Here is a 14620-nt window from a genome sequence, read left to right on the forward strand (position 1 = left end):
GTGTTGGTAAATTTTAATCCCACTGCGGCCGAATACCGGGTGCATATGGAAATTTCAAAGATTTATAATATTCCAATGTATTTTCCGGGGATTCCATTTCCTTTGGAAAATCCATTTTTGGGAATGTCTGAAAATAGAGCATACATGCATCTCGCCACCATTTGGCCTCTTTGAGCTGTATACCCAATAACATCCTCACTTGATTGTGTCTATATTCATCCACGTAGGGTTTCATGTTTTCCCACGTATTGATCATTTGCTTGACTTGGTCCACCCCTTGCTGGTATTTGATTCCCAAACCGTCCCAGAGCGTTCTTCCGCTCTTCAGCTGATAATCCCATGGCAAATGATGAAACCATAGGAGGTATTCCTCCGGACAGGTTTCAAGGTTGCCAAATTTTTCCTCGAATGCTGGTGCGTATTGGGACAATGCATTACTACCCGTTTTGGTCCTGTCAAAACCAATTCCATCTTCATCCGCTTTATGATAATATACCGGGTTCCACTCCGGGCGGGACAGATTACCGACCCAAGGTCCGGGGCCGTAATGATGGCTGGTATCAAATATATGATGTAATCCCAGTGGATTCATATAGTTGACAACGGCTTCCCTAGATTCCAGCATCATTTTTTTTACGGATTTTATAAACTCTTCGTCATTACTGAAAGTAGTTCTCAACCATTCATCGGCTATTGCTTCCGAGTTCATGGAGGGATCCCATGCCAACCTTCCGAAGCCGTACCAATCTGCCTGACCGAACGGGTGTCCCGTCCAATTGGTATCTGTTCCAATATTGGACACGCCCGCCATTCCGGTTAACTTTTTAGTATTGAGGGAGCCATCGACCACCTTGGCCACCGTGGACCCTTTTCCTTTTTGATAGGTATCGCTCTGAAGTACCTCTTCAAATAACTTGGGGAGATAAACCAAATGCGTGGCAAAGCCCAAATATTCCTTGGTGATTTGAAACTCCATCATAAGTGGAGTATTCGGCATGGCTCCGAACATAGGATGAAACGGTTCCCGTGGTTGAAAGTCGATAGGGCCATTTTTCACTTGGATAAGCACATTGTCACGATACTTCCCATCATCTGGAACAAATTCGCTGTACGCTTGTTTGGCCCTATCCTCCGCATCGTGCTCAGAATATACGAAGGCACGCCAGATTACATTTCCTTTGTATGGTGTCAAAGCGTCGGCCAACATGTTGGCGCCATCCAAATGGGTTCGTCCATAGTTTTGCGGTCCGGGCTGCCCTTCAGAGTTTGCTTTCACCAAAAAACCTCCAAAATCAGGAATGCTTTTATAAATTTCTGCAGCCTTGTTCTTCCACCATTGAATTACTTCTTGGTCCAAAGGATCCGCTGTTTCCAAACCTCCTATTTCCATGGGTGCTGAAAAACGGGCCGTGAGATATACTTTTAGGCCATATGGGCGAAAAACTTCTGCCAAGGCCTGCACTTTTTCCAAATATTGAGGGGTTAAAATAAGTGCATTCGCGTTCACATTGGTCAATGCTGTGGCATTGATTCCAATTGATGCATTGGCACGGGCATAATCGATATAACGCTGGTCGATATAATCGGGAAGTGTCTGCCAATTCCAAATGGAGAACCCAGAATAGCCTCTTTCTATCGTTCTGTCCAAATTGTCCCAATGGTTCAACATACGGATATCGACTTTTGGGGATTCTTCCAAATTTAAACCTTCCAGTGTTTGATGCATTTTTAGAATGCGTAAAAGGTGAAAAGTTCCATATAACAATCCGATATCTTCCTTGCCTGTAATAACCAAATAGCCCCTCCCACTTTTTTTGATATGCTTTATGATGTAACCTTCACTATTAAGGTGATCAATATTGATGTCCTCTTTAAAGTCCTTCGGCAAACTACCATATTTGGAAACAACCAATTGATTCCCTGAAGATGGAAGGGAATCGAACCGAATTTCCCTATCCAATAGGCCTCCCAAACCCATTTCCAACTCCATCATTATGGCTTCCATTGTCGCACCACCTTCCTCCATAAAGACACTTTGAAGCTGATTTCGATAAGTTTTTAAGACAGTATCATCTGATATTTTATCGTAATTCAACCATAGCTCATATCCGTTGGACATAGCGAACGACATACTGCCCAGCAGTACAAAAAAGCTTAGGGAAAATGTTTTTTTAAGTCTAAAGAGATGTTTCATCATTTGGAAATTCACAAAAAAAATCGATTAATTGGTTAATCAATCAATTGCGCCCAGTAAAATAAGTAAAAAATTCATAGATTAACAAAATGTTTAACGCAATCGATTGCAAAAATGAAAATTTTTACGAAATTTGAAATCTATTTAAAGAAAAAGTAATCTAAACCAATAAACGATGAAGTCTTCTAAGGTTCACTTATTTTGTTCCCTGGCTTTCTCTATTTTTTCATTGTGCAAGGAGAAAATAAAAGAAATCATGGAACGGGACCTTGAGGGCTATCCAAAAAATATTAATCTAAATACCTCGAAAAATAGTACCTTCACTTTTGAACCCAACGTTTGGCTAATTGTATTCAATATGGGTAAACAGGTTTTTTCACCTGTAAAGCTCGAAGTATATTTTGATGACAGTTCCCCACTAATTGAGGCATGTCAGCCCAGCCAAAACTGTCATCTTAAATTAAACCTTTACTTAGAAACCAACACATGAAGAAATTTATACACGATGACTTTTTGCTGGAAACTGATTACGCCAAGGAGCTATATCATAATTATGCAAAAAATCAGCCTATAATAGACTTTCACTGTCACCTCCCGGTCAACGAAATTGCAGAAAATAAAAACTTTGTCAACATGACGCAGGTATGGATTGAGGGCGATCATTATAAGTGGAGGGCCATGCGAGCCTTGGGCATAGAGGAAAGGTACATTACGGGCAACGCTACAGATGAGGAGAAGTTCCTCAAATGGGCTGAAACCGTTCCATATGCATTAAGAAATCCATTATATCATTGGACCCATATGGAGCTGAGCCGGTATTTTGGGGTCGATAAAATACTGTCTCCCAAGACTGCAGCCGAAATCTATTCAATCTGTAATGAAAAATTGGAAAGTCCCGATTTTTCTCCACAGAACCTACTTTATGGGATGAAGGCGGAAGTCGTCTGCACAACGGATGATCCCTTGGATAATCTTTGTGACCATAACCAACTGAGAGAATCGGATTATCCCGTTAAGATTCTACCGACCTTCAGGCCTGATGGATTAATCGATATTGAGAAACATGGTTTTACAGATTACCTATCACGCCTATCCGAAATCACGGACATTGCCATCTCTGATTTTGTATCCCTAAAGGAAGCCATTGGTATCAGGATTGACTTTTTCCATGCCCATGGATGCAGACTTTCCGACCACGGGCTTATCCATGCTTATGGTGAAGCTTTTACCCCAGATCAAATTGATGGGATATTGAAGCTTCGTTTGGAGGGCAAATCGATTACCGGAAAAGAAGTGGCTCAATACAAATCGGCGATCATGCATGCGCTGGGCGAGTTGTACGCTAAGAAAAATTGGGTAATGCAATTGCATTTAGGCCCCATACGTGATACCAACCAGGCCGTTCTTTCCAAAATCGGGATCAATGCCGGAGTAGACAGTATCGGTGACTATCAACAAGCGGAGCATTTGGCCAAATTCTTAAATCATCTGAACAAAAATGATAGCTTGCCCAAGACCATCCTGTATAATTCCAATCCTTCGGACAATGAGGTTTTTGCAACCATGGCCGGTAATTTTACAGGAGAAGGGGTAAAAAGCAAGGTGCAATTCGGGGCCGCTTGGTGGTTTTTGGATCAAAAAGATGGCATCGAAGACCAACTGAACATTCTTTCCAACATGGGATTACTCAGTTGTTCAGTGGGTATGCTCACGGATAGCAGAAGCTTTCTATCCTTTCCCCGTCACGAATATTACAGGAGGGTATTGTGCAACATGCTGGGCAACGATCTTAAAGCTGGATTGCTACCGAATGATATGGAATGGATAGGACAAATAGTAAAAGACATAACATATAATAACGCCAAGTCATATTTTCAATTCCCGAGCGTAATGAAAAATGAAAGCGTAAAAACATAAAGGGACTCACAACCCCTGAACTAAACAAACATATTGCACATGAAAAAATACAACCGTCTCGATGTTTTTAAAACTATGGGGGAAACTGGGTTTGTTCCCTTATTCTACAATTCCGACCCCAAAATGGTACAGCAAGTAGTAAAAGCTTGCTATGATGGGGGCGCTAGACTTTTTGAATTTACCCACAGAGGGGAAAACGCCGAAAAGGTATTTTCCGAACTGGTCACTTTTTGTAATGAAGAGTGTCCGAATATGATTTTAGGCGTGGGTTCCATCACAGATGCCGCTACTGCATCCAACTTCATTAATATGGGCGCTTCATTTGTGGTTACTCCAGTGTTCCGCGAGGACATTGCCATCATCTGTAACCGTAAAAAGATTTTTTGGTCCCCCGGATGCGGCACCCTTACCGAAATTACAAGGGCCGAAGAACTCGGTTGTGAAGTGGTAAAATTATTCCCTGCGGAAGTATATGGCCCGCAATTCATCAAGGCTGTTAAGGGACCTCAACCATGGACCAACATAATGCCAACAGGTGGGGTTGACACTACCCGGGAAAATCTGACCGCTTGGTTTGAAGCTGGCGCCATCTGTGTGGGAATGGGCTCCAAACTCATAGACAAACAGGCTCTGGTAGAGGGCAACTTTGATTTGATTAAGCAAAAGGTAAAAGATGTTATAAAGATTATCCAAGAGATAAAATCGGTATGAAAACCTGGTTTTTTCTATTTTTTGCCATTTTTCTTTTGAGTTGTCAGGCTGATGAAGAAAATGTAAATTCCATAAAACTGGCACATAGTCTTGGGGTAAACCATCCTGTGCACGAAGCCATGGTCCACATGGCGGATTTGGTCGCAAAAAAATCGGAGGGCAAACTCAAAATTGAAATTTATCCCAGTAGCCAATTAGGTTCCGAGAAACAATCTTTGGAACTACTCCAAATAGGCAGTTTGGGAATGACGAAGGTATCCGCTGCGGTAATGGAAAATTTTTCGCCCGACCTTAAGGTCTTGGGGTACCCCTACATATTTAAAGATGATGCGCATCGCTTCAACATATATGATGGTGAAATTGGCAAAGAACTTCTTTCCGGTTCAGAGCAGTTTTGGTTAAAGGGATTGACCTACTTTGATGCCGGAAATCGTTCATTCTATACAAAGGATACCCCAATTGATAGCCCAAAAGACTTGGAGGGTCTTAAATTACGGGTCATGCAGAGTCCCACGGCCATAGAAATGGTAAAGAATTTCGGTGGGTCCCCTACTCCCATTTCTTGGGCGGAACTATACACTTCACTTCAACAAGGCGTCGTGGATGGTGCAGAAAACAACCTTCCCAGTTTTTATACCTCGAAACATTATGAGGTCTGTAAGTATTTTTCCAAAAACGAACATACCTCAATCCCTGATATTTTAGTCATTGGCACATTGACGTGGAACAAGCTGAGCGAACAAGAAAAAGATTGGTTAATGGAAGCTGTGGAAGAAGCTACTCTTTTACAGCGAAAATTATGGCAAGATGCCGAACGTGAAGCATTAAGGGAAATTGAAAAAGCGGGAGTTCAAGTTTCATACCCGGACAAGTCTCTTTTTGAGGAAAAAGCTAAACCGATGCTCCAATCCCTAAAAGAAAAAAATGGGCATTTATATGAACTGATACAGGAAATAAAAAACGCTGAATAATGAAAAACCATGTCGATACTTTTTTGGAATGGGTCATGGCTTTTTTGTTGGGTGCTATGGTTTTGGATGTGTTTTGGGGCGTAATCACACGATATCTATTGGAAAGCCAGAGTTCATGGACAGATGAACTTGCCCGTTTTTTACTGGTATGGCTCAGCATTTTGGGGGCCGCTTACGCTTCGGGCAAAAAGCTGCACATCGCCATCGACCTGCTGCCCAAACACCTTAACCAAAGGCAACAATATTACCTGGACCTTGTTATACACCTACTTGTATTGTTATTTGCAGTAGCTGTTTTTTTGATTGGGGGTATTAGGTACGTTTATATTTCCTTTGCACTGGGACAGACCTCGCCTGCGCTTCAATTGCCCATTGGATTTGTTTATATGGTGCTGCCCATATCCGGTGCTTTTATCCTCTATTTTAAATTATCGGAGCTTTTCATCATCCTAAAAAAATTAAAGAATGGAAATTAGCATACTTATCCTGAGTTTTCTCATTTTGATTTCTATTCGCGTTCCGGTGGCATGGGCCCTTGGGATATCATCCTTACTTACCTTATTGGTGAGTGTAGATACTTTTCCAGCAGTAACCACCATTGCACAGAGACTCGTAACCGGATTGGACAGTTTTTCCATCTTGGCGATACCCTTCTTTATTCTGGCCGGCCATATTATGAACAAGGGGGGCATTGCCGAACGCCTGATTGCTTTCGCCAAAAGTTTAGTGGGTGCGTTGCCCGGCGGATTGGCCCATGTGAACATTGTTGCGGCCATGTTGTTCGGAGCCATCGCAGGCTCTGCCGGAGCGGCAGCGGCAGCCATTGGCGGTTTTATGTCGGAAAAAATGGAAGAATCAGGATACGATAAAGGATTTGGAGTGGCGGTCAATGTTACCTCTGCCACAACTGGACTGATAATTCCACCCAGCAATATTTTTATCATTTATTCCGTAGCCAGTGGTGGGGTGAGTATTGGTGCCCTATTTTTAGCAGGATATCTTCCCGGTATTATCACAGGAATTTTCTTAATGATAGTTGCTTATATCTGGGCCAGAAAAAAAGGATATCCCACCGCGGACCGAAGTTCATTTAAAATGATATTTACTACTTTTTTAAATGCATTGCCCAGTCTTTTCCTATTGATAGTGGTCATCGGTGGTATTGTGGCGGGAATATTCACTGCAACGGAAGCATCTTCCGTAGCAGTCATTTATTGTTTGGTACTGGCCATGATCTACAAGGAAATTTCTATTAAGGATATTCGTCCTATTTTGGTGGAGTCCTCCTCTACCATTGCCATAGTCATGTTACTGATTGCGGTTTCCATTGCGATGTCGTGGGTTCTTTCGTATGAAAATATCCCACAAGCGGTCACCCAAGCACTGTTGAGTTTGAGCGACAACAAGATTATGGTCATCATCTTGATCAATATAATTCTTCTTATCGTAGGAATTTTTATGGACATGACCCCTGCTGTATTAATATTTACTCCCATATTTTTGCCCGTGGTGATGGAACTTGGGATAGACCCTGTCCATTTTGGAATTATAATGGTGCTAAATCTATGTATTGGTCTGTGCACACCACCGGTCGGTGCAGTATTGTTCATAGGGGTCGGGGTGGCCAAAACAACGATTCAAAAAGTAGTACGTCCACTGATGCCCTTGTTTTTAGCAATGATTCTGGCTTTGGTTTTGGTGAGTATATTTCCAGAGATTAGCCTTTGGCTTCCTAGATTATTCGGACTCTAAAACTTTGGCCTTCTTTAAGGAGGAATCCCTGGCAATTATTTCTGTTCCGAGAACGGTGACTTCAGAAACACCTGTATCATAAGTATTTATGGAATGATCTAATATTCTTTTGGCCGAAATCGCACCCATTTTGCTTGCGGGGTGGGATACGGTAGACAGGGATGGCTGCACAATGGATGCAATGGGGTCATCGTTAAATCCGATTACCGCCAATTGTTCCGGCACATTAACCCCCATTTTCTTGGCACACATAATGGCACTCACCGCAGCGGTATCGTTGGCAGAAAAAATGCCGTCTGGTGGATTGCTCATTTTTAAAAGTTTTTTGGTCGCCTTGTTGCCTTCCTCAAAACTTAAGGTCTTAAAGTGGACTATCAAATTATCCTCAATGGGCAGACCGTGTTCACGAAGCGCATCCAAATACCCCTTTTTACGTTCCCGATATACATTTCTATGCTGTGCCCCTGCAAAATGCGCAATTCGTTTACAACCTTGTTCTATCAAATGCTTGGTTGCGGAATAACCCGCGGTGTAGTTATCGATGACGACTTTGTAGGAATTGAAATTATCCGGCACCCTGTCCACAAAGACAATGGGTATGCCCTTGTCCACAAATTTTTGAAAATGGTCCATCTCCACGGTTTCCATGGAAAGTGAAACGATCAACCCAGTAATTCTGCTATCGTAAAGTGTGTTGCAATTACTTATTTCGTTCTCATACTTATCGTTGGATTGACTGATAAGCACATTGTGACCGGCTTTTCGTGCAGTCTCTTCTATTCCACTGATCAAAGAAGCCATAAAGGGGCGGTTGATCCTGGAAATGAGTACTCCTATGGTATTGCTTTTATTGTTTCTAAGTCCCGCAGCCAAGTTATTGGGACGATAACCCATCTCTTCAGCAGCCTCTTTGATTAACTTAATGGTTTTTTTACTGATACTTTTATGATTGTTCAAGGCTCTCGAAATCGTCGAGGGTGAATAGTTCAATTCTTTGGCAAGATCGTAGATGGTAACCTCCTTTTTGATCTTCATTGTTCAGATTTCGGTTAGGTTATTCAAGTCGAGGAATTGTAACAGACCTGAGTTTTTATGTTGCTAAATTAACTTTTAGTTTCAGTTTAGTATAATTATTTGAAATCGATTTTTGGATTTGGCGCTATTTAGGCTCATTCCGATCAAGAGCAAATACCTTATCTTCCTAGAAATGTTTACTTCAACAAAAGAAATTTAAAATTTAATTTACGCAATCGATTCCGTTAACTATATTTGAAAAAAGATATGAAAAAAATATGTACTTTTTAATTAAAGGGGTAATCCGCGTTCATGTTAAGCATTAAAATATACGTCAAATCAATATATAAAACACTTCGTTAACTAATCAAACTTAATTATGGAATCAGTTTTGGAAAGGCCGGATTGGATTGTTCTGGGCATTTACTTTTTGGCCTTGATCGGCGTTGCCGTTTGGGTGGTATCCCAAAAGAACAAAAATACCGAAGACTATTTTTTGGCCGGTAGAAATGTAGGGTGGTTTGTGATAGGTGCCTCCATATTTGCCTCGAACATTGGTTCGGAGCATGTTGTGGGACTGGCAGGGACCGGATTTGAAACAGGAACCCCAATGGCGCATTATGAGCTGCATGCTTGGATTGTACTATTGTTGGGCTGGTTGTTCCTGCCTTTTTACATCCGAAGTGGTGCATTTACCATGCCTGAGTTTTTGGAAAAACGTTTCGATAGTCGTTCCCGCTGGTTCTTGTCCATTTTTTCTTTGGTCGCCTATGTGCTTACCAAAGTATCGGTAACCATTTACGCCGGTGGTATTGTTGTTTCCGAGCTTTTGGGAATCCCATTTTGGTATGGAGCTATCGGTGTAGTCATATTTACAGGAATCTATACTGTTGTCGGCGGTATGAAAGCTGTTATTTACACCGAGACATTACAGACTGTTATCCTGATTTTAGGCTCGTTGGTGATTACCTACCTTGGACTGAAAGAAGTAGGTGGTTGGGGACAACTGCACGAAACAGTAACCTCTGTAAGCCCAGACCATTTTAATATGTGGAGACCCATGAGCGACCCTGATTTTCCGTGGACCGGATTGCTGTTCGGTGGAACCATTGTTGGAATTTGGTATTGGTGTACCGATCAATATATTGTCCAGCGTACCTTGGCGGCCAATAATATTAAGATTGGTAGACGAGGAGCCATTTTTGGAGCCTATCTAAAATTGATGCCTATTTTGATTTTCTTGATTCCTGGTATCATTGCCTTTGCACTCACCATTCAAAATCCTGAGGTTTTTAGTGTAGATAGAGCTGATAGGGCTTTCCCTATGTTGGTAAAAACTTTACTGCCTGTTGGATTAAAAGGTTTGGTCGCAGGTGGTCTTATGGCCGCATTGATGAGCTCTTTGGCATCTGTGTTCAATTCATGCTCCACCATCTTCACCATTGATATCTACAAAAAATTGCGCCCAGAAAAATCTGAACGGGAATTATTGACCATTGGTAAGATTGCCACTGGTATTATTGTTGTCTTGGGTATCATCTGGATCCCGATTATGGACAAAATAGGCGGTGGTGTTATGTACCAATACCTACAGAACGTGCAATCATATATCGCACCGCCCGTAACCACGGTATTTTTATTGGGAATCATCTGGAAAAGGGTAAACTCCAAAGCGGCCATTACCACCTTATTGGCGGGACTGGTTTTATTGATCCTGCGTTTGGGGTCAGAGATTTATTACCAACCTGAGATTGCAGCAGGAACAGAGGTATCTGGATTTCTGTTTGCGTTTGCTACGGTAAACTTTGCCCATATGGCCATCTTTATGTTTCTTTTTTCCGTAGCGTTGTGCATTGCCGTTACTTTGGCAACCGCTCCACCAAACTATGCGACCATAAAAGGACTGTCCTTTGGAACACTGTCTCCCGAGGATCGTATAAATTCAAAAGGTAGTTATAGCACTATCGATATTGTACTTTCGGTGCTCTTGGTGGTAATAGTAATAGGTATCCTTTCTTACTTTACTGGATAATAATAGAAAAATTTATATGTTGAAAAGCCCCGTAATTACGGGGCTTTTCTTTTTCATGGCTGTTCGGTTGATTTACACAATCGATTGTATAAATAGGTAAATAAAAAACTATCTTGCCACCCTTCCTGATGCATCGCCTTCCATCAGCTTTTCCACCTCGGCGATTGTAGCTAGATTCGCATCACCGTAAATGGTATGCTTCAAACAGGATGCTGCAACTGCAAACTCCAAAGCCTTCTGGTCATCATTATAAGTATTCAACCCATATATCAAACCGCCCATAAAACTATCGCCTCCTCCTACTCTATCCACAATATGTGTAATTTGATAGGTTGTCGACTTGTACATTCTTTTCCCATCGTACATTACCCCCGCCCATGTATTGTGCGACGCGCTAATGGAACCTCTTAAAGTTGTAATTACTTTTTTGGCTCTTGGGAATTTTTCCATCATTTGTTCGCAAACTGATAAAAATGCTTCAGCTGTTACATCCTTACCATCTTTATGGACGTCCAATCCTTTAGGATGGATACCAAAATGTTTATGGGCATCTTCTTCATTTCCCAAGATTACATCACAATAGGAGACCAAAGGCGTCATAATGGTTTCTGGTTCCGCTCCATACTTCCATAATTTGGCTCGATAGTTCAAATCCGTTGAAATGGTGAGTCCCATATCACTGGCAACTTTAACAGCTTCCAAACAAGCATCGGCCGCACCTTGTGAAATGGCAGGGGTTATACCCGTCCAATGGAACCAATGGGCATCTTTGAAAACTTCTTTCCAATCTATCATTCCGGGTTGAATTTCTGCCATGGCAGAATGGGCTCTATCATAAACTACTTTGCTACCTCGACTGACGGCCCCCGTTTCCAGAAAATAAATTCCAAGTCTATCGCCTCCATAAGCAATATGATTGGTACCTACGTTCCGCTTTCTCATTTCCATAAGAGCACATTCGCCAATATCATTTTTGGGCAAACGCGTAACAAATTCCACGGGAAGGCCATAATTGGCCAAGGATACAGCTACGTTGGACTCCCCTCCCCCATAAATGACATTAAATTCTGATGCCTGAGAAAACCTTAGGTTTTCTTTGGGGGCCAAACGGAGCATGATTTCTCCAAATGTTACTATTTTTTTCATTTTATTTGTTTTGTTAAACATAGTTTAGTACACCTAGCAAACTACTATATTCCAAGCAAATTCCATTGCTATTCAATGAAGAATTTTTAACAAATTGGGGGTTTGTTTTGATATGTAGAAAAGAGGTGTGCCGTATCAGCATATGTATAAAAATCTTAGATCATCTGTCGGAAGAATAAATGGTATATGTTGGTTATCTTTAGCTTTTAATCACTATTATTCCTTTGGAAAAATACATTGACCATACCAATTTAAAGCCTACGGCCACCACTACCGATATTGAAGCATTGTGCAAAGAGGCCATTGAGTATAATTTTTATGCCGTTTGCGTTAACGGCTGCCATGTATCCTCCGCAAAAAAAGTATTGAGGGGAACACATATAAAAATTGCTGCCGTAGTGGGTTTTCCATTAGGAGCCATGTCTTTCAAGGCAAAGGTCCAAGAAGCAGTCGACTGTATTGAAAACGGTGCGGATGAAATTGATATGGTCATTAATATAGGATGGTTAAAATCGAAAGATTATGATGCCGTTCGAGAGGAGATTGAAGCTATTAAAAAAGCCATTGGCGACCATGTACTAAAAGTAATCATTGAAACCTGTTTCCTATCAAATGAAGAGAAAGAAATAGCGTGCCGTTTAGCTGTTGAAGCAAAGGCGGATTATGTAAAAACCTCTACCGGTTTTGGTACGGGCGGAGCCACGCTGCAAGATGTGGCCCTCATGAAAAGAGTTGTTGGCGATAACGCAAAAATAAAAGCTTCAGGTGGAATTAAGACCCGTGAAGAAGCCTTAAAATATATTGAACTCGGTGTATCCCGAATAGGAACCTCATCTGGACCATCATTAATTCAATAAAAACAAGTAATGAGCACCCATATTGAAGCCAAACAAGGAGAGATTGCCGCCACGGTCTTAATGCCGGGGGACCCCCTGCGTGCTAAATGGATTGCGGAAACTTTTCTGGAAGATGCCTTTTGCTATAACAAAATACGGGGTATGCTCGGTTACACGGGAACATACAAGGGCCAAAGAATATCTGTTCAAGGCAGCGGTATGGGCATGCCCTCCGCCATGATTTATTTTCATGAGCTGATTCAAGATTATGGGGTCAAGAATATTATCCGCGTGGGTTCTGCAGGTTCCTACCAAGAAAATGTAAAAATAAACGATGTGGTATTGGCGATGGCCGCTTCAACCACTTCGGGCATCAACAACTCAAAGTTTATCAACTCCGATTATTCCCCCACTGCCAATTTTGAGCTTTTTATTAAAGCAGTGAATTATGCACAGGAACATAAAATTCCGATAAAGGCAGGAAATGTACTTTCATCCGACGAATTTTATGTAGATGACCCGGAGGAGTACAAACTCTGGGCACAATATGGAGTGCTTTGTGTGGAAATGGAAACAGCCGGACTTTACACCATAGCCGCAAAGTACAACATAAAGGCTTTGAGCATCCTTACCATTTCAGATTCATTGGTGACGAAGGAAAGATTATCGGCCCACGCCCGTGAAAGTTCTTTTAAGGATATGGTGAAAATTGCTTTGGCCGCCGCTTTGCCCTAAAAATCAGGCTTTAGGTTCGTCTTCCTCAACAGGAACGAACTCTTTTGTAACGGGAAGCTCAAAAAGCTCCAAAGAAAAATATGGTAGAGCAGCGAGCAGATGATCAAATATATCGGCCATCACATATTCATAATTTTCCCATCTTTTATCTGAACTGAACGCATAAATCTCCAAGGGAATGCCCTGTGGAGTAGGTTGTAACTGCCTAACCATCAAAGTCATATTTTTATTTATGGCAGAGTGACCTTCCAAATAAGTAGTCACGTACTTCCGAAAAACACCAAAATTGGTGAGATTTCTTCCATTCACCAATAACTCTTTATTGATTTTGTTATCTTGATTGTAGGCTTTAATCTGTTCATTTCTGGCATTTATATAAGCTTCAACCAATTGTATTTTCTTAAGCTTTTCCAGTTCCTCTTCGGTTAAGAAACGAATGCTCTTTTGCCTTATAATCAACGATCTTTTGATTCGCCTTCCCCCCGAAACCTGCATACCCCTCCAGTTCTTGAAGGAATCCGAAATCAGTGCATAGGTAGGGATAGTAGTAATGGTCATGTCAAAATTTCGGACTTTGACCGTTGCCAAACTGATCTCTACCACGTCGCCATCGGCCCCATATTTTTCAAACGTAATCCAGTCCCCGATGCGGACCATGTCGTTTATGGTCACTTGAATACTGGCCACCAAACCTAAAATGGAGTCCTTGAAAATAAGTAGGACCACTGCTGATGCCGCACCCAAGGCGGTAAAAAACTTCCAAACCGTAGTACCTGTTACAATAGCAAAAATGGTAAGTATACCCACTATCCATGCAAAAATCATGAATACCTGTACATAGCTGTTTATAGGTTTGTCCTTAAACTTGGGCCGGGTTTTTAAATAGCCATTTACACTTTTAAAAAACTTACGGAATATGACCAAGACCAGAAGAACAAAGAGAATTTTAATGGTCTTCAGTGCTATGCCCTCTGCGTAATCGAAATCTTCGAACGCTATGGGTACAAATTCCAATAAAATGGTGAGCGGAACCACATGTGCCACGTACCTCGGAACCCTATGTGCAACCAGAAAATTATCGAAATTATTCTTGGACTTTCTGGCCAAGCGAACGGAAACACCTCTTAGAATCTTCCAAATCAGGATATCGAGCAAGAGCACCAGGACGAGGACCACCAACATCAGCACAATCAAATTGATATAAGTGGCAATGCCTTCTGCCATTCCCAACTCAATTAGATAGTTATAAAGCAAACGACCTAAATCCTTGTCCATAGTTTGTCTTTGAAAGAAATATGGCACAAAATTAAGG

General features: G+C 41.6%; 12 protein-coding genes. 8 read left to right on the top strand and 4 right to left on the bottom strand.

Features of this window, described 5'->3' with window-relative positions; translation table 11 throughout:
* Window positions 1-13: 13 nt before the first annotated feature.
* Entirely contained in the window at window positions 14-2197 is a 2184-nt protein-coding gene (locus DCK90_RS05650; protein WP_234414651.1) for an alpha-glucuronidase family glycosyl hydrolase, read from the bottom strand.
* 483 nt (window positions 2198-2680) lie between these two features.
* On the opposite strand from DCK90_RS05650, the gene uxaC reads away from it, so the two are divergent.
* From uxaC to DCK90_RS05680, 5 genes are read left to right on the top strand one after another with little or no spacing between them, the layout of a single operon-like run.
* On the top strand, window positions 2681-4111 hold the full coding sequence (gene uxaC, locus DCK90_RS05660; protein WP_108245219.1) for a glucuronate isomerase: 1431 nt from the start codon (window positions 2681-2683) through the stop codon (window positions 4109-4111).
* A gap of 39 nt (window positions 4112-4150) precedes the next feature.
* Entirely contained in the window at window positions 4151-4822 is a 672-nt protein-coding gene (locus tag DCK90_RS05665; protein WP_108245220.1) for a bifunctional 4-hydroxy-2-oxoglutarate aldolase/2-dehydro-3-deoxy-phosphogluconate aldolase, read from the top strand.
* Window positions 4819-5793 (top strand): TRAP transporter substrate-binding protein, encoded by a 975-nt coding sequence (locus DCK90_RS05670; protein ID WP_108245221.1) that lies wholly within the window; start codon window positions 4819-4821, stop codon window positions 5791-5793. The genes DCK90_RS05665 and DCK90_RS05670 overlap by 4 nt, the downstream gene beginning before the upstream one ends.
* Window positions 5793-6269 carry a TRAP transporter small permease gene (locus tag DCK90_RS05675; protein WP_108245222.1) on the top strand — a complete coding sequence of 159 codons (477 nt, stop codon included), beginning with the start codon at window positions 5793-5795 and terminating at the stop codon, window positions 6267-6269. The genes DCK90_RS05670 and DCK90_RS05675 overlap by 1 nt, the downstream gene beginning before the upstream one ends.
* The gene (locus DCK90_RS05680) at window positions 6259-7545 is read left to right on the top strand and encodes a TRAP transporter large permease (protein WP_108245223.1); all 1287 of its coding nucleotides are present in this window, start codon (window positions 6259-6261) and stop codon (window positions 7543-7545) included. Before DCK90_RS05675 ends, DCK90_RS05680 begins: the two co-directional genes overlap by 11 nt.
* Here DCK90_RS05680 and DCK90_RS05685 read toward each other — a convergent pair.
* Window positions 7531-8580 (bottom strand): LacI family DNA-binding transcriptional regulator, encoded by a 1050-nt coding sequence (locus DCK90_RS05685; RefSeq protein WP_108245224.1) that lies wholly within the window; start codon window positions 8578-8580, stop codon window positions 7531-7533. The genes DCK90_RS05680 and DCK90_RS05685 overlap by 15 nt on opposite strands.
* A gap of 358 nt (window positions 8581-8938) precedes the next feature.
* Between DCK90_RS05685 and DCK90_RS05690 the strand changes: the two genes are divergently transcribed.
* On the top strand, window positions 8939-10591 hold the full coding sequence (locus DCK90_RS05690; protein ID WP_108245225.1) for a sodium:solute symporter: 1653 nt from the start codon (window positions 8939-8941) through the stop codon (window positions 10589-10591).
* Window positions 10592-10699: 108 nt separating this feature from the next.
* Here the strand turns inward: DCK90_RS05690 and DCK90_RS05695 are convergent, their stop codons facing one another.
* Entirely contained in the window at window positions 10700-11737 is a 1038-nt protein-coding gene (locus tag DCK90_RS05695) for a sugar kinase (protein WP_108245288.1), read from the bottom strand.
* A gap of 218 nt (window positions 11738-11955) precedes the next feature.
* Between DCK90_RS05695 and deoC the strand changes: the two genes are divergently transcribed.
* Both deoC and deoD read left to right on the top strand, forming a co-directional pair.
* Window positions 11956-12594, top strand: coding sequence for a deoxyribose-phosphate aldolase (gene deoC / locus DCK90_RS05700; protein WP_108245226.1), 639 nt, complete (start codon window positions 11956-11958; stop codon window positions 12592-12594).
* Window positions 12595-12603: 9 nt separating this feature from the next.
* Window positions 12604-13308 (top strand): purine-nucleoside phosphorylase, encoded by a 705-nt coding sequence (gene deoD, locus DCK90_RS05705; RefSeq protein ID WP_108245227.1) that lies wholly within the window; start codon window positions 12604-12606, stop codon window positions 13306-13308.
* A gap of 3 nt (window positions 13309-13311) precedes the next feature.
* Here the strand turns inward: deoD and DCK90_RS05710 are convergent, their stop codons facing one another.
* On the bottom strand, window positions 13312-14583 hold the full coding sequence (locus tag DCK90_RS05710; protein ID WP_108245228.1) for a mechanosensitive ion channel family protein: 1272 nt from the start codon (window positions 14581-14583) through the stop codon (window positions 13312-13314).
* Between the last annotated feature and the right edge of the window lie 37 nt (window positions 14584-14620).

The organism is Muricauda brasiliensis (assembly GCF_003057865.1).
In the GTDB taxonomy this organism is placed as follows: domain Bacteria; phylum Bacteroidota; class Bacteroidia; order Flavobacteriales; family Flavobacteriaceae; genus Flagellimonas; species Flagellimonas chongwuensis.